13 protein-coding genes are annotated in these 17,307 nt (G+C 40.8%); all 13 read right to left on the bottom strand.

Features of this window, described 5'->3' with window-relative positions:
• Positions 1–5: 5 nt before the first annotated feature.
• The 13 genes from V7068_RS04510 to recG all read right to left on the bottom strand — a co-directional run bounded on the left by V7068_RS04510 (position 6) and on the right by recG (position 17,222).
• Positions 6–1,526 (bottom strand): DUF8809 domain-containing protein, encoded by a 1,521-nt coding sequence (locus V7068_RS04510; protein ID WP_499711279.1) that lies wholly within the window; start codon positions 1,524–1,526, stop codon positions 6–8.
• A gap of 11 nt (positions 1,527–1,537) precedes the next feature.
• A complete protein-coding gene (locus V7068_RS04505) occupies positions 1,538–2,380 on the bottom strand; it encodes an ABC transporter permease (protein ID WP_499711278.1) in 843 nt (280 codons plus the stop codon).
• Complete coding sequence (locus tag V7068_RS04500) at positions 2,377–3,312, bottom strand: ABC transporter ATP-binding protein (protein ID WP_499711277.1); 936 nt, start codon at positions 3,310–3,312, stop codon at positions 2,377–2,379. The genes V7068_RS04505 and V7068_RS04500 overlap by 4 nt, the downstream gene beginning before the upstream one ends.
• Positions 3,309–5,696, bottom strand: a complete 2,388-nt coding sequence (locus V7068_RS04495; RefSeq protein WP_499711276.1) for a DUF8725 domain-containing protein — start codon at positions 5,694–5,696, stop codon at positions 3,309–3,311. The genes V7068_RS04500 and V7068_RS04495 overlap by 4 nt, the downstream gene beginning before the upstream one ends.
• Before the next feature lie 127 nt (positions 5,697–5,823).
• On the bottom strand, positions 5,824–6,918 hold the full coding sequence (gene ftsY, locus V7068_RS04490) for a signal recognition particle-docking protein FtsY (RefSeq protein ID WP_499711275.1): 1,095 nt from the start codon (positions 6,916–6,918) through the stop codon (positions 5,824–5,826).
• A gap of 17 nt (positions 6,919–6,935) precedes the next feature.
• The gene (gene smc / locus V7068_RS04485; protein ID WP_499711274.1) at positions 6,936–10,499 is read right to left on the bottom strand and encodes a chromosome segregation protein SMC; all 3,564 of its coding nucleotides are present in this window, start codon (positions 10,497–10,499) and stop codon (positions 6,936–6,938) included.
• Positions 10,500–10,527: 28 nt separating this feature from the next.
• The gene (gene rnc, locus V7068_RS04480) at positions 10,528–11,262 is read right to left on the bottom strand and encodes a ribonuclease III (protein WP_499711273.1); all 735 of its coding nucleotides are present in this window, start codon (positions 11,260–11,262) and stop codon (positions 10,528–10,530) included.
• Between the two features lie 137 nt (positions 11,263–11,399).
• Positions 11,400–11,633, bottom strand: coding sequence for an acyl carrier protein (acpP, locus tag V7068_RS04475; RefSeq protein WP_127759756.1), 234 nt, complete (start codon positions 11,631–11,633; stop codon positions 11,400–11,402).
• A gap of 126 nt (positions 11,634–11,759) precedes the next feature.
• On the bottom strand, positions 11,760–12,503 hold the full coding sequence (gene fabG / locus V7068_RS04470; protein ID WP_499711272.1) for a 3-oxoacyl-[acyl-carrier-protein] reductase: 744 nt from the start codon (positions 12,501–12,503) through the stop codon (positions 11,760–11,762).
• Positions 12,500–13,450 (bottom strand): ACP S-malonyltransferase, encoded by a 951-nt coding sequence (gene fabD, locus V7068_RS04465; RefSeq protein WP_499711271.1) that lies wholly within the window; start codon positions 13,448–13,450, stop codon positions 12,500–12,502. The genes fabG and fabD overlap by 4 nt, the downstream gene beginning before the upstream one ends.
• Before the next feature lie 12 nt (positions 13,451–13,462).
• Positions 13,463–14,458, bottom strand: a complete 996-nt coding sequence (gene plsX / locus V7068_RS04460; protein WP_499711270.1) for a phosphate acyltransferase PlsX — start codon at positions 14,456–14,458, stop codon at positions 13,463–13,465.
• A gap of 21 nt (positions 14,459–14,479) precedes the next feature.
• Positions 14,480–15,040, bottom strand: a complete 561-nt coding sequence (gene fapR, locus V7068_RS04455) for a transcription factor FapR (RefSeq protein WP_252289978.1) — start codon at positions 15,038–15,040, stop codon at positions 14,480–14,482.
• Between the two features lie 106 nt (positions 15,041–15,146).
• Positions 15,147–17,222, bottom strand: a complete 2,076-nt coding sequence (gene recG, locus V7068_RS04450; RefSeq protein ID WP_499711269.1) for an ATP-dependent DNA helicase RecG — start codon at positions 17,220–17,222, stop codon at positions 15,147–15,149.
• Positions 17,223–17,307: the final 85 nt, after the last annotated feature.

The following is a 17,307-nucleotide window of genomic DNA, read 5'->3' as shown; positions in this document are numbered from 1 at the left end:
ATTCACTACCTTTCTGGATCGATTTGGTCATAATAATTTTTGACAATATCCGTTAAATCAGCAGGCAGCTTCAGGCGCTCCGTACTTTCTCGATACGACTCACCATATTGCTCATAGACCTCTTGATAATTACGCACATTCCCCTTTAAAACAGGGCCTTCATCAGTCTTTTGCTCTTGACCACTTCCTTCCCCAAGTTCCCCGCTATCAGATTCGACATTTTGCTTTCCTTTTGTTTCTTCTGGAATTGTTAATAGTTCCCGTGATCCTTGTCCAAGTCCAGCGCCGCTTCCTTGACCACTGCCCGATCCTGAGCCAGATCCAGAACCTGAACCTGATCCCGTACCGGAACCATTACCTGAGCCCGAACCACTGCCGTTTTGATTATTACTAGTTTGATTGCTTTTTTGATTGCCCGCTGAATGATTGGAAGAAGATGAAGCAGAGTTCTGATTATTTCCTGGGGTGCCGCTTCCTATTTGCGTTGGTGTCATTCCGCTATTTTTCATTTGTTGCTGCAAGTTTTGACCGACCTGTTGGACTTGCTGACTAGCATTCGCTAACTGTTTAGACAGCTGTCCAGATTGAAGCGCTTCTTTTAATTGTTCAGCGAGAGCTGCAAGCTGTTCTTCTGTTAACTTCTCGTTTTGATTCGTTACTTCACTTAATGCCTTTTGCTGTTCTTTCGTTAACTGCTCCCAGTTTTCATTCAACTTTTTCAACTCTTTCTCTAACTGCTCCAAATCCTTTTGTTCAAGAAACCAAGCTAAGTCCTTTAAACCAGCATCATCGGCTTGCTTTTTCCAATTATCTAACTGTTTCTGTGTTTCCTTTCGCTTCATCACTTGGAGGTCAAGTTGTTTGGATAACTTCTCTAATTCCTTTAGTGCCTCATTCGGCTCCTTCACTTCGGCTAGCTTCTTCTTTGCCTCTTCTAGCGCCTTTTTGGCAACCGGGTCCTTTGTTTCCTTCACTTTTTCCTCTACTTTCTTTTCAGCCTCTTTCATTACTTTTGAAACTTTTTCCACTTCTTTTGCTTCGTTCATCCATTCATTGGGAAACAAGGCTGAAAGGGTCGCAACTCCTGCAAACAAGCAAGCAATCATCAACCATTTTGGGTACCATATTTTCTTTTTTCGCTTTAAAACGCTTGCTTCATTTACTTTCATTTGACGAAGTGCATCACGGAGCTGTAATCTTTCTAGTTCTCCCTCTTTATCTAAAAAAGAAAAAGCCGTTAACACGCGATCATCTGGCACATATTGATTAAAAAGAAGCGAAGCCGCCTTAAACGACGGCCTCTTCTTCCAAATGCGATAAATTAACACCATTCCGAGCACAAGCCACCCAATTGCTAAAAAACGCAGCATAAAGGGGAAGACAATGACTCTTGTAATAAGAAAAAGGAGAAATGCCCAAAGGCTCGCTACAAGAAGAAACCATTGTACTTCTCTTCCAAGTAAAAGCCAAAAAAGCTGACGTTGCACAGGCTTCACAAGCTTTTCAAACTGCTTCTTTTCTTCCATCGCTTCGTTCCTCATTTCTTCGCTTTCATTTTTGGACGGAGCTTTCGAACACTAAGTACAATTGCCATAATAAAAATAAGTGTATAAGAAATAAGATGAGCAATCCAAAGCGGAAAAGCCACTCCCGACATTCGTGCGATTTCTTCACCGATGCTCGGTTCAAACAGATTCACAAGTGTAATCGGCGCATTAAACATCGCCAAAAGATAGACGAGTATATTCGTAGTTGGTGTTCCTGTCTGACTCATTTGCGTAAAGCTTGTCGCAATCAGCGCCAAAAAGCCCGTTCCTCCAACAAGAAATAACATCACACCATATGTTGTGACCATCGCTGCAATCGTTTTACGAATAAACGTCGAAAACATAACACCTAAACTGCCAATGACAAAAACGGTAAAAACATTTAAAGCAAACACCGTTAGCAGCTCACGCGGTGAAATACCTCCATATAAAAAGACAATGCTATATAAAGGCAAACTTGCAATGATTAACAATAATAAAAAAGCGACTGATGACACGAGCTTTCCAATGATAATGCTGCTGGAGCTTTGCGATGTCGTTAATAAAATATTCAACGTTTGCCGCTCTCGCTCACTGCTAATGACACCTGCCGTTAAGCCTGGTGTAATAAAAATAATTAACGCAAACTGCAACACCGCTAAAATCATAAATAGCTCACGGCTTTGTTCTGGGTTCACCCCACCCATACTGCCCAACTGCTGTACGAAAATCATCCCAATCACGACGATGCCAATCGCTAGTACATAAAATAAAACACCAAGAAAACTTTTTAAAGAACGAAAACGAAGCTTGAATTCTTTATTTAATACGGGATTCATCAGCCAGTTTTTCATGACTCCATCCCCCCATTCGTAATTTCCATAAACACATCTTCTAAATCGGTTTCGAGTTCGGCAAAACTAACTAAATCGAGCTCTTGCATAATGCAGGCCTTTAATAATTGCTGCTGTGCCTCCGCATTGCCTTTAAACAAAAACTGAATACTCGCTCCATCCTCATGACGCTCGATTTCACTAATATCTGGATTGTCTTCAAAAAAGGTCAGCGCACGTTCAATATTACGATTCACCTTCACCATCATGCTCTTGGCACCTTGCAATTTCTCTTGAATTTCCGCAACAGAGCCTTGTGCCTTTAACTTCCCTTGATCAATAATGCCAATGACATCACACATTTCTGCGAGCTCCGGTAAAATATGCGACGAAATCAAAATCGTTTTGCCCATATGCTTCAATTCTTTTAAAATCTCCCGCATTTCAATACGAGCACGCGGATCTAAACCGGACGCGGGCTCATCTAAAATAAGTACTTCCGGATCATGAATTAAACTGCGAGCTAAACAAAGACGCTGCTTCATCCCGCGTGATAATAAATCAACATACGAATCTCGTTTATCGGTTAAATTCACAAGCTCTAAAAGCTGGGGAATCAATTTCTTTCGTTCATTGATAGAGATACCATAGCTTGCCCCGTAAAAATCGAGATACTCTTCTGCCTTTAATTGATCGTATACGCCAAAGAAGTCGGGCATATAGCCAATTTGCTCGCGGACTTTTTTTGGGTCTTTTAAAATATTATAGCCATTGACAAAGGCTGTTCCCGAAGTCGGCGCAAGCAATGTCGCTAAAATAGAGAAGGTGGTAGACTTCCCCGCTCCATTTTGACCTACAAAACCAAATACGCTCCCTTCATCAATATGCAAATCTAAGTGATCAAGCGCCGTAAATTTCCCATATTGTTTTGTCAATCCGATAATTTCGATCACGGTGTAACCTCCCCATCAACAGTAATAACCGGTAAACGATTTTCAGCACCATTAGGATCTTGCTTCTTCATTAGCTTCACTTTCAATTCACCGTCGGCAGAAAGATAAGCGTTAATCTTCTTGCTTCCTTCAAGCGTCAAAATTCGCTCCTCTCCAGCAATCGGTTCATATTTGCCTGTTTTCACATTGTACAGTGCATACTGAAGCTTGGAATCCGTCCACTTAATCGTCAGTTTCGAAGCTTTAAAAGATGGATCTTTCATGACAGCTGGCATTTGAGCATAGGCCTCATACTCTCCAACTTCCAGCCAATAAGAAGAAGGTGCGATACTCGTATTTACCTCGTAATGACCATTAATTGTTTCAAGTCTCCATTGAAACATTTCTTTTGGCAAGCTCACTTCTCCCGATAAAGTCGTGTCTGCTTCAAAGGTCTGGAAAATCAAGTTATTATTATGTTCTTTCATTGTTCCATTTTCTAATTTCAGTCCCGTCACTTGCTCCTTCGTCAATCCAATAATGACAGGTGCATTATCTGCTGTTTGTCCATTAAAGAAATACTGGCTGGCAAGATATAATAATTGGTCGTTCCGAACTTGATTCCAGTCCACTTTTTGTCCAGGTTTCCACGTATGCATGCTCGATGAAAAACTCATCGTAGGACGCATTAAGAAATCCATTTTTAACTTTTGGTGAACAGTTAGCGTTTCTCCCTTTTTTAACGCCCCTAAATCCCATTTCTGGTTGCCTGACACAATCATGACTTCCTCAAAATTGTAGTTCAAACTATTCACAATTGTTCCTGTTAGTTTTTTATTTTCCACTTTCAAATCGTCCTTAAATTCACCAGCTTGTTTTTGCGAAATGCGTCCTACTAGCGAACGTGTTGACCAATATTCGACGCCTGGAAATTCAATCGCTATTTCCTTCGCTTTTTCTTCCACAACTGGGGCTCGAAGCGGATTACCTGAAAAAGAATCCGGTGCAGATGGCAAAGCAAGCATTTCATTTTTTGCAAAAGATAGCTTATAGTCTCCGCTTGTATTCGAAAGTAACACATTGGATTGAATGCCCGTTACATGTTGACGATTCACTTCATAGATTCCAAGCTGATTTAATTGAGGCTGAGCGATTCGATCTTTTGCTCCGAGCGCAAAAATGACGACTGAGCTAATAATCGCTACAACTGGAATGCTCCACCACGCATGCTCACGTTTATCCAATTTCTTAAGGACCACATATAAGAGCGGAATTAAAATAAGTAAATAGACAATTAATAAGAGAATTAATTGACCAGTTGAAAAATTTGTATTATCAAACCATTTATTCGGTTCCGACAATTCCCACTCTAAATTATTTAACAAATTATCCATTTGATTGTACGGATTATTCGTTGTTAATGTAAGCAAAGTCGACTCAACCCAAGCCCCGTACTTATTCCAAGAAGCTAGCGGTTCATCTCCAAGTGAAAAACTTGTTTGGATAATCATCCCGCTTCCAAACTCTTTTTTGACAACGACTGGATGATTATCACTCTTCACCATAATACCTGCCTCTTTTTCAACTTCCCCAACAAAACTAGGAATCTGCTTAAAAGAAGGTGCTTGCTTACCCGTTCCTAAAAAAGCACTACTAATCATTACCTCTTTAATCGGCTTCATCGGTAATAAATCGTAAAGTGTATCGTATTGCTGACTAGCATTCGGTGTTGCACCAGCAATCAAAATCCCTCCGTTTTGAACCCATTCAGCAATGGCTTCCTGTTGCTCATGATCGAGTGTGCTCATGGAAAATTCATCGATAATTAAATATGTGAGCACATCGTATCCTCTCGCCTCATTTGGCAAATCTCCCTTTGTTAAATCGAATGTATTCGTTGGAGAGGAAGGCAGTACACGCCATTCTTTTAGACGATCATACTTTTCACTTAATATACCAATCTGCACTTCCCCCGAATCGACAAATTTAGGTGAAATTACTTTCGTCCCTTTAAACGCTACTTCCTTTCCTTTCTTCCAATCTCCTTCATATAAATGAATCGTTTGTTGAACTGCAGACGAAGAATAATTCTCATCTGTATACGCGGGCAAGGTAACCGAATATGTTTTTACACTTCCCTTTGGCAGTTCAACTTGGATGGCTTGTGAGCCGCCTAACTGATAGGTTGCTTGAAACTGAAGCAGCAACGTGCCACTAAACGCTTCTCCTTTATTCTCTATTTCAACTTTGACAGGCAGCGCCGCCGAACGCTTCGCATATCCACCTAGCCCTTCTTCAATTGAAATACTAATCTTCGGTTGTTCAGCAGCAGCCAGCAATGGAAAAATTGTAAAAACCATTAAAAACAACAAACCGGCTGCTACTTGACGTGCTATATTTGACAAACGAACTCCCCCTTTTGTTTCTCTCTATAAAATAGACGAACGAGAAAATAAAAAAGTATACAAAAACTTTTTAGAATATGAAAAAAGCCAGAAAGGAAAAACCCTTCTGACTTTCGTTCACGTATTATCATTCTGCTTTTTCAATAATGTCTGCAAACAATCCGTACACATATTTCTCTGCATCGAACTCTTGCAAATCATCCATTTTCTCACCTAGTCCAACAAACTTAACCGGAATCGCTAATTCATTTCGAATCGCTAACACGATTCCCCCTTTTGCTGTTCCATCAAGCTTTGTTAACACAATGCCTGATACATTTGTTGCTTCTTTAAAGGTTTTTGCTTGAATTAATGCATTTTGTCCTGTTGTTGCATCTAATACTAATAATACTTCATGCGGTGCACCAGGTACTTCACGTTCAATCACTCGTTTTACTTTTTCAAGCTCTTTCATCAGGTTCACTTTGTTTTGTAAACGGCCTGCCGTATCACAAATCAAAATGTCCGCACCGCGTGCTTTTGCTGCTTGAATCGCATCAAACATAACCGCCGCCGGATCAGAACCTTCTCCTTGTTTAATAACATCGACGCCAACACGCTCGCCCCATACTTCTAATTGATCAATCGCACCGGCACGGAACGTATCACCCGCTGCCAATACGACCGACTTGCCTTCCGCTTTAAACTTATGAGCCATTTTTCCGATTGTTGTCGTTTTCCCAACGCCATTCACACCAACGAATAAAATAACCGTTAAGCCATCTTTTTGAATGTTCAACTCAGTTTGTTCTTCGTCTCCGCCTTGGTAAATGTCGACTAATTTCTCAGAAATAACATCTTGCACTTCTTTCGTATCCGAAATATTGCGGCGCTTCACTTCCATTTTTAGTTCATCGACAAGCTCCATCACCGTATCAAAGCCGACATCTGCTTGAATTAAAATTTCTTCAAGCTCTTCGAAGAATTCTTCATCCACTTTACGATAGCGTGCGACTAGATCATTGACTCGGCTTGAGAAGGCATCACGCGTCTTCGCTAAACCTTGTTTAAACTTCTCTCCAATCGAAATCTGCTCTTTCTTCTTTTCAATCTCTTCCTTCACTTCCAGCTGCTCGTTCAACTCCAACTGTTCATTCGCTTCCAGTTGTTCAGCAGGTTCTGGTGTTACATTTTCATTTTTCTCACCTACAAATTTCTCTTTCAGCTTCTTAAAAAAACTCATTGTGTCACTTCCTTCTGTTATACTCTTGCTACTTCTTCTGTCTCTTCCATTCGTACAGAAACAAGCCTTGAAACACCTGATTCTTGCATCGTAATGCCATATAACACATCCGCACCTTCCATCGTACCTTTGCGATGTGTAATAACAATAAATTGCGTTTCTTCGCTGAACTTGCGCAAAAATTGACTAAAACGCGTGATATTCGCTTCATCCAGCGCTGCTTCAACTTCATCAAGCACACAAAATGGCACCGGACGCACTTTTAAAATGGAAAACAGCAAGGCAATCGCAGTCAGTGCTCGTTCTCCACCTGATAATAAACTTAAATTTTGCAATTTCTTCCCAGGAGGCTGAGCGACAATCTCGACACCTGTTTGCAACAAATTCAACGAATCCGTTAACTTTAATTCAGCACGGCCTCCGCCAAATAGCGCTTTAAACACTTGTCCAAATTGATTACGAATCGCATAAAATGTCTCAGAAAAGCGCCGCGTCATCTCTTCATCCATTTCACAAATCACTTGAAGAAGGGTATCTTTTGCTTGCTGCAAGTCATCCTTTTGATTAAGTAAAAATTCATAGCGTTCTGATACACGCTCGTACTCATCAATTGCCCCTAAGTTAACGTTTCCTAACTCGTCAATCGCCAATTTAATGAGCTTGACTCGTTTCTTCGCTTCTTCAACCGGCAATGTTAACGGATACTTCTCTTTTGCAGCCTCATAGCTTAAAAGATATTCCTCTCGTAGCTTAGAAAGTCGATTTTCAAGCTCTACATCAAGTCGATTCAACTTCACTTCTTCATCTTTGACGCTTTCTGCAATGCCTTTATATTGACGACTTTGCTCTTTTAAATCGAGCTCCATATCCTCAAGCTCCGTTTGCAAACTCTCTCTTTCTTGGCGTGTAACCGAAATCTTTTCAATCGTTTCATTTTTCAATGCAAACTGCTTTTTCGCGGCATCTTCTAATCGTTCTTCCCCGCTTGAACTATCACTCATTTCATTCGTTAAAAGCGACCAGTCATCCTCATATTCGGCAAGCTTCGTTTGTGTCATAAGCCAATCTTCTTCAAGACGAGCCATATTTTCCTTTTGGTTACGAAGCTGTTCTCGTTTCGAAGCAAGCGTTACTTTCAATTCACTCATCTCTTCTAGAAGGATTTCTTTTGAGGATTGCTGTGTTTCCTTTCGCTCCGTCAATTGAGCAATCGTTTCATCAAGTCTACTAAGCTCCTCTGCACACGATACGATAATGTTTTCCAACTCTTCAAGACGGGCCGTTCTTTGCTGCTCTTCTTCTATGAGTTGTGTTTTATCTAAATCATATAAATGAAGACGGTCATTAATATTCTTTTCTTGTAATTCAATTTCTCGAAATTTATTTTTCAATAATTGCTCTTTTTCTCGCAATAACTCACCCGATTGCTTCATTTCTGCTAAATGTTCTTCTTGCTGTGTAATTGCAGCTTTTAGCTCCCGAACTTCACGTTCTAATTGATTTGTTTTCGCTTCCATATCGACAAGCTTATTTTTAAGTTCCTCTAATTCCGCTTTTCGCGATAATAAGGATGAGGACTTTTGCTTAAGTGCTCCCCCTGTCATCGAACCACCAGGATTTACAACATCCCCATCAAGCGTTACAAAACGATAACGATGACCGACTAATTTAGCCAGCTCATTTGCTCCTTTTAAATCACGTGTAATAACGACCGTTCCAAGTAAGTTCGTTACAATCTCTGCATATTTCGCTTCATAGTCTATTAAGTGGGCAGCAGTACCAATAAAAGCTGGGTGGTTTTGAAGCAGTTTCAATTGAGATTGGGGCACTTCTCTACCTTTTATTACGGAGAGTGGTAAAAAAGTAGCCCGGCCATAACCATTTTTCTTTAAAAAGCTAATCGCCTGACGCGCATGCCCTTCTTCACGAACAACAACATGCTGCATCGCCGCGCCAAGTGCAATTTCAATCGCCGTTTGATAACTTTTTGGCACTGTAATCAACTCCGCAACGGCCCCTTCAATGCCTTGCAAAGAAGCTTTTGCTTTTAATATTTCTTTTACACCTTGGAAGAACCCTGCATACTCTTCTTCCATTTCCTCTAACAACTCTTTACGCGCCTTCGCTTGCTGTAAAAATTGATACGCTTTATACAGTGTCGTTTCTTGCTTTTGATAGCGGTCCTTCGTTTCTTCTTGTTGCTTTTCCTGACTACGATAACGAGCCACATGCTTTTCTAACTCGAGCGTCATCTCACGCAATTCCACTTCATGCTGCTGTTTTTGATTCACGATTGACGTTCTTTCCGTTAAATACTTCGCATTATCATTATCCAGCCTCTCATTTTTATAAGCATGCTGCTCCAGCTGCTGAGCTAAATATTGCTTTTCGTTTTTCGCTGTTGCTTGCTTATTTAGCCATTCAATATAGTCACTTTTATGAAGTTCAATCGTCCCCTCAATATTCGTTTGGAAGGAACCTAAGGTTTGTTGCTTTTCTTGCAAGAGCGACTGCAAGTTCTTTACTTCATTTTCTAATTCGCGAACCAAAATGATTTGAGCTTCTTTATCCACCTCTAAACGAGCGATAAACGCTTTAGCCTCTTCGATGGACTTTTCAAGTTGAACTTTATTTTGTGTCGCATTTTTCTTCCGTTCTTTTAATACTTCTTTTCTACCTTCTAACTTTTCCAGATCTTCACTTGATGTTAAAAGAATCGCTTGTAAATCATTCATCGTTGCATCTAAACTAGCTGTTTTCTGGCGCAGCACCTGTAGGGCCGCTTCCTTTTGATGCAGTTCGCTTGCCATTTGCTCTTTTCTTAGCGTATGCTCTTCTAATTCATGAGATAGCTTTTCCCATTTTTGGTGAAGCTCTTCAATTTCATAAACCGTTAAGCTCACTTCAAATTGCTCTAGCTCTTCCTTTTTCGCCAAAAACTCTTTAGCAAGCGACGATTGAATTTTTAACGGCTCTACCTGACCTTCTAATTCATAAAGAATATCTTGAACACGATTTAAATTTTCCTGCGTTTCAGCAAGCTTTTGCTCAGCTTTCTTTTTACGCGTTTTATATTTTAAAACACCAGCTGCTTCCTCAAAAATAACGCGTCTTTCTTCCGCCTTACTGCTTAATATTTCTTCTACTTTCCCCTGGCTAATAATCGAAAAGGCTTCGCGGCCGAGGCCTGAATCCATAAATAAATCGACGATATCCTTTAAACGACAGGGCTGATTATTAATTAAAAATTCACTGTCACCCGATCTGTACACTCTTCTTGTAATACTGACTTCATGAAAATCAATGGGTAAAGAATTTGTTACGTTATCAAGGGTTAAAGATACCTCAGCAAAATTTAAAGGCTTTCTTGAATCGCTTCCGGAAAAGATAATATCCTCCATTTTCGCCCCGCGCAATGATTTGGCGGACTGTTCGCCAAGCACCCAACGAATCGCATCTGTTATATTACTTTTCCCACTTCCGTTCGGTCCTACGACTGCGGTTACACCTGGTACAAAGTCCATTGAAATTTTCTCTGCGAAAGACTTAAATCCTACAACGTCCAAGCGTTTGAGGAACATGCTCTCTCCCCCTTATCTTTCACAATCATTATGATCTTTTTTGTCTTAATACGTTCAAGGCACGCTCGGCAGCATGCTGCTCTGCTTCTTTTTTCGATTTACCAGAGCCCGACCCTAGTTTTTCTCCATTGAGTAAAACAATAGAAACAAATTCACGATTATGAGCCGGTCCTTTTTCCTGTAATATTTTATACTGAATGGTACCGCTGCTATCACGTTGAATCAATTCTTGAAGCTGGCTCTTGTAATCCATCACATGAGAAAAAGCACCCTCGTCTATTTTCGGGAAAACCACTTTTCTTAAAAACTCGACGACTGGTTCTAAACCTCTATCTAAATACAATGCTCCAATAAAAGATTCAAAAACATCGGCAAGCATCGCTGGGCGCTCTCTACCGCCTGTCATTTCTTCTCCTTTTCCGAGCAATACAAATTCACCAAACCCTAATTGATTGGCAAACGTAACAAGTGACGGTTCACAAACAATAGCAGCTCTTAGCTTTGTTAGCTCCCCTTCGCTCATCATCGGATATTTTTCAAATAAATATTTAGATACCGTCAGTTCTAATACAGCGTCTCCTAAAAATTCAAGCCGTTCATTATCTTCGTAAAGCTTGCGGCGATGCTCATTCACATAAGATGAATGGGTAAATGCTTGTTTTAATAATTTGACCTGAGAAAATTGGATGCCTAAGCGATCCTGAAGTTGTTTAAATTTTTGCTCCTTGACTGATAGTTGATGATTATTTCCGTTCCTGCGCATTTAATAAAACCCTCCACAACGGTTAAAAAACTTATTTTCCCGAAATTTATAATTGCCCCTCCCTACCATCATACCTAATTCTGGCCACAAGAGAAAGCTCCGTTTAAAAAACGGAGCTTTGATTCGAGAGCATTTCATTACAATACACTCTGTATGTAATTTACAGCATCTCCAACTGTAGCGATTTTTTCTGCATCATCGTCAGAAATCTCCATATCAAACTCGTCTTCAAGTTCCATTACAAGTTCTACTACATCTAGAGAATCTGCACCAAGATCTTCTTTGAATGAAGCCTCAAGTTTTACTTCTGATTCTTCAACATTCAAACGATCTACTACGATTTTTGTTACTCTTTCTAATACGTCTGCCACTGCATTCACCTCCCCTCAAGCGAAAAACGCCTATTTATCGGCTTTTAAAGCTAGACACTAGTACTCATCAAAAATGATTACATCCTTATTTTCTTTAAAAACTCAAAGCCTAACTGTAACAGTGTATTACATGACCATGCCACCGTCAACATGAAGTGTTTGTCCAGTCATATAACGACTAGCATCCGACGCAAGGAAAGCCGCTACAGAAGCAATGTCCTTTGGATCCCCGAAACGAGCAAGAGGAATTTGCTGAAGCATAGCTTGTTGAATCTCCTCTGTTAACTCGTCTGTCATATCTGTAGAAATAAAGCCAGGTGCAATGGCATTGACCGTAATGCCGCGCGGCGCCAATTCTTTTGCTGTTGTTTTTGTTAAGCCAATTACGCCAGCTTTTGCCGCTACATAGTTTGCTTGTCCAGCATTTCCGCTCACACCAACAATTGAAGCAATGTTAATAATTCGTCCGCTGCGCTGCTTCATCATTTGTCTTGTCACAGCTTTTGTACAAAGGAATACACCTTTTAAATTCGTATTGATGACATCATCCCACTCGGACTCTTTCATACGCATAAGCAAATTATCACGTGTAATGCCTGCGTTGTTGACTAAAATATCTAAACGACCAAACTGTTCAATCGTTGCTTTAACCATCTCAGCTACACTTTCACTATTCGCTACGTCGCACTGAATCGCCATCGCTTCTCGTCCAAGCGCTTTAATTTCATCCACTACTTCATTTGCTTTTGCTTCACTGCCCGCATAATTGACTGCTACATCAGCACCAAGACGCGCCAATTCTAACGCAATTTCACGTCCAATTCCACGTGAAGCACCAGTTACAAGAACCTTTTTACCTTCTAACATCATGCACGCTCCTCCTTTAAAGCTTCAATTGTTTTCGCTAACGTTTCTAGGCTCGAGACGGAATAAATATTTACAGAACGGTCGATTTTTTTAATAAGACCGCCCAATACTTTACCAGGTCCCACTTCAACAAATGTATCGACACCTAAATCTAGCAATTTCTTCACGCTATCTTCCCAAAGGACAGGAGAATAAAGCTGTTCGATTAATTTTTCTTGAATGTCAGTCGGTTCTGTAATCGGCTCCGCTGTCACATTCGAAATAACAGGAATGTCCGCTTGAACAATACTGATCTCATTTAGCACTTCGTTTAATTGGTCTGCTGCAGGCTTCATAAGTGCAGAGTGAAAAGGACCGCTTACATCTAATGGAAGAGCACGCTTTGCTCCTTTTTCCTTCACTTGTACCATTGCTGTCTCGACACCTTTTCGCGTACCTGAAATAACAATTTGACCTGGACAGTTAATATTCGCTAATTGAACCGTTTCTCCAGTCGTTTCTGTAATTTCTGCTGTAATGTCTGCTAATAGCTCTCGATCCATTCCTAAAATCGCGGCCATAGAGCCTTGCTTATTCGGAACAGCTTGTTCCATAAATTCACCGCGTTTACGAACCGTATATACCGCATCTTCAAAGCTCATTGCACCAGCAGCTGCTAAAGCAGTATATTCGCCTAAGCTATGTCCAGCCGTATAATCTGGAGTAATGCCTGCTTCTGTTAACGCAGTAAAAAATGCATAGCTTGTCGTTAAAAGAGCTGGCTGAGCATTATATGTAATAGTTAATTCTTCTTGGGGACCATGAAAAATTAAATTTGATAAAGCAACGTCTAACTTTTGATCCGCTGTTTGAAACGTTTGTTGTGCTCGCTCATTTTCTTGATAGATATCTTGTCCCATTCCTACTGTTTGTGAACCTTGACCTGGAAAGACAAAAGCGATTTTTCCCATTGTCTACACTCCTTACTTACTGTTAATTTTTTCGATTGTTTTGGCAACCGTCTCTGTCACATCGTGTACAACCATGTCTCTTGTTTGACGAATGGCATTATAAATAGCATTAGCATCCGACGATCCGTGCGCTTTAATAACAGGTGCTTTTAACCCAAATAACCCAGCGCCGCCATACTCTGAATAATCCATTTGGCTTTTAATCCCCATTAATTGAGGCTTCAAAAGTCCCGCAGCGATTTTACTTTTCAGATTGCTCATCATCGCGGCCTTCACCATTTTAAATACACTCATCGCCGTGCCTTCAATCGCTTTCAGCACCATGTTGCCTGTGAATCCATCTGTGACAACGACATCTGCTGCACCATTGAGTAAATCACGCGATTCAACGTTACCGATAAAATGAATATCTTCAGATTGCTGTAATAAAGCAAACGCTTCTTTCGTTAGCTCATTTCCTTTTTTTTCTTCGGTGCCGATATTCAATAAGCCCACTCGTGGTTTTGCGACATTGCGTACTTTTTGCGCATAAACAGAACCCATAATCGCAAATTGTAATAAGTGCTCCGCCTTAGCGTCTGAATTAGCCCCAACATCTAAAAACACAAACCCTTTACCATCAATCGTTGGCATTGTTGGTGTTAAAGCTGGACGTTCAATTCCATCAATTCGACCTACAACAAACAGTCCAGAAGCCATTAACGCACCTGTATTCCCAGATGAAATACAAGCATCCGCTTTTCCATCTGCTACTTGCTGTGCAGCAAGCACCATAGAAGCTGTCTTTTTACGTCTCACGGCTCGGACTGGCTCATCCGTACTTAAAATCTCTTCTTCTGTATGTATGACTGTAATACGCTGATCATTCGTTAAAAATGGTCTGATTTTTGCTTCATTTCCCACTAACAATATTTCAACGTCTGCAAAGGCTTCAACCGCCTTCATCGCTCCTAACACTTGTTCTTTTGGAGCATGATCTCCGCCCATTGCATCTAACGCGATTTTCATATTTATTCATCCTCCCGCTCATTATGAGCGATACATTTCAAATTCACCTTTAAACACTAGTTCTGTTCCAACGAAGCTACGCACTTCCACAACGGTACGGTGGTCAGTAACGTGATCAAAAGTTTTCACTCTTGCTTTTGCAATGACACGTTCATGTTCTTTTACAGAACGTGTAAAGGAAATAGACGCTTTCGCTGTCAGAGCTAGTTCATCATTAATAACTGCTACAGCAAGCGAGTTCGCTTGCGCAAACAAATGATGCCCTCTTGCAATTCCATTTCGGCTAAAAACATGTTCTTTTTTAATGTCTAATATCGAAATAGCGCTTTCATCTAAGTTAATATCGATTACTTCTCCAATGACTTCATCCAAAGGTAACGCTCGTACTTCATCCGTGAATCTTTTTTCAGCGACGTTTTTAATACGTTCACGAAGCTCTGGAATTGATAATTCAAGACGATCAAGCCGTATCGTTTGGACGCTCACAGAGAACTGATTCGCCAGCTCTTCATCCGTGATAAAAGGGTTTCCTTCTATCGTTTCGACTAATAATTGCTGGCGTTCCTTCTTGTTTCTTCTCATATCGAAGGTCACCATCCAAAGTATTAAGACTAGGTACTAATAGTAGTATATAAGTTAAACTAGCAGAATGCAAGAAAACTCGTAATCTGCTAGTTATTTTTTAAAATTAATCCAACTTCTCCCCATCTAACACACCTGTTTGTTCCAAATATGTGCGCAGCGGCAAATACTCCGGCATGTTCCAAAAGCTCTGTGAAGCTATTAATTTTGACGCATCATCGCGCGCCACTTCGAGCGTACGATAATCATGAACCATATCCGCTATCTTAAATTCCGGTAACCCGCTTTGTTTTTTGCCGAAAAAGTCTCCAGGGCCGCGCAATTCTAAATCTTTTTCCGAAAGAACGAAACCATCATTTGTTTCGGTCATAATTTTCATCCGCTCTTTACCTACTTCTGTTTTCGGATCTGCTAGCAAAATACAATAAGACTGATCGCTTCCTCGTCCAACTCGACCTCGCAGCTGATGAAGTTGCGAAAGCCCGAAGCGCTCCGCATCATAAATGACCATAACCGTTGCATTCGGCACATTCACCCCAACCTCTACAACGGTAGTCGATACTAGAATTTGTGCCTCATTCATGCTAAATTGCCTCATGACTTCTTCTTTTTCATCCGCAGGCAAGCGTCCATGCATTAAGCCGACCTTATAGCGGCCTGAATAGTACTGCGAAAGCATCGCATGAACATCTAACACATTTTGCAGCGAATCTAATTTTTCTGACTCCTCCACTAATGGACAAATAACATACGCTTGACGTCCTTTACGCAGCTCTTTTTCAATAAACAAAAGAATACGATCCACCATTTGATGTTTAGCCCAATAGGTTTCAATCGTTTTTCGGCCGGCAGGAAGCTCATCAATGATTGACACATCCATTTCCCCAAAAACCGTAATCGCAAGCGTTCTTGGAATCGGTGTAGCTGTCATAAATAAAACGTCAGGATTCGCTCCTTTTTCCCGTAAAATACGACGTTGCTCCACTCCGAAGCGATGCTGCTCATCCGTAATCACTAAACCGAGCTTCCGAAAATTCACTTCATCTTGAATGAGAGCATGTGTCCCGATTAACACATCTATTTCCCCCTCTGCAAGCAGCTGCAATAGCTCTCGACGCTTCTTCCCTTTAACAGAACTCGTCAACAGAGCTGTTTTCACTCCAACAGGTTCAAGCATGAGTGAAAGAGAATGAGCATGCTGTTCTGCCAATATTTCAGTCGGCACCATTAAAGCACCTTGAAAGCCCGCAGAGACCGTGGCAAACAAACTAATAGCCGCAACAACCGTCTTCCCTGAACCAACATCCCCTTGAAGCAAACGATTCATCCGAAACGGCGACTTCATATCATCCAATATTTCGCAAACGACACGCTGCTGTGCATTTGTTAATGGAAACGGCAAAGTCCGAGTAAACTCTTCTACACTCTCTTTATTATAGGTTTGTCCAATCCCTTTTGATTGCTCTCGTTGGACTTTTCTGAGCGCTTGCATTTTCAATTGAAAAAATAAAAACTCTTCATAAACAAAGCGGCGGCGCGCCTGCTTCACAGCATTTGCGGATGGCGGAAAATGCATCGTTTGCAAAGCTTCTTTCCGCGGCATCAATTTATACCTAGTTAATAATTGGGGAGGTAAATTATCTTCAATAAAAGAACCATACTGCGCAAACGCATTCTTCATCAAACGCCGCATTCCCTTTACCGTTAAACTGCCTCGAACAGAATAAACAGGCTCAAATTCTTTCTCTAATTGATATGGACCAATATGGCATTCTGAACCTGTAATCGTTTGACGATGACGGTCCCATTTACCTGTAACCGTTACCGTTACACCTATTTCTAACTTGCTTTTTAAATAGGGCTGATTAAAAAAAATGACCGTAATTAAATAGCGGCCTGTTAGCACTTTAAGCGTTAGACGCGACTTCTTCTTTCCAAAATAACTAACGAGCGGCGCGCTATGAATTGTCCCCTCAATTGTCACCCGCTCATCATGTTCAACAGATTCTAAATCCTTTAGTCGATAATCTTCATAGCGATAAGGTAAATGCTCTAATAGATCGATAACGGTATCAATCTCCATCTCATGTAACAAAGCGGCCGTATCCGTACCTATTCCCTTTATCGCAGTAACAGGCTGTAATAAATTGTTCATCGCTTCACTTGCGGCCTCCTGAAACATTCTCACTTCTCCTCTCCGCAACAACGATTGCTTGATTGTTTCTTTCATCCTCGAAAAATAAACTGCATAGCCTAATGACTTATGC

It is taken from the genome of Bacillus sp. JJ634, assembly GCF_036962285.1.
Taxonomy (GTDB): Bacteria; Bacillota; Bacilli; order Bacillales; family DSM-1321; genus Peribacillus; species Peribacillus asahii_A.
This window is presented reverse-complemented; position numbering and strand designations above follow the sequence as displayed.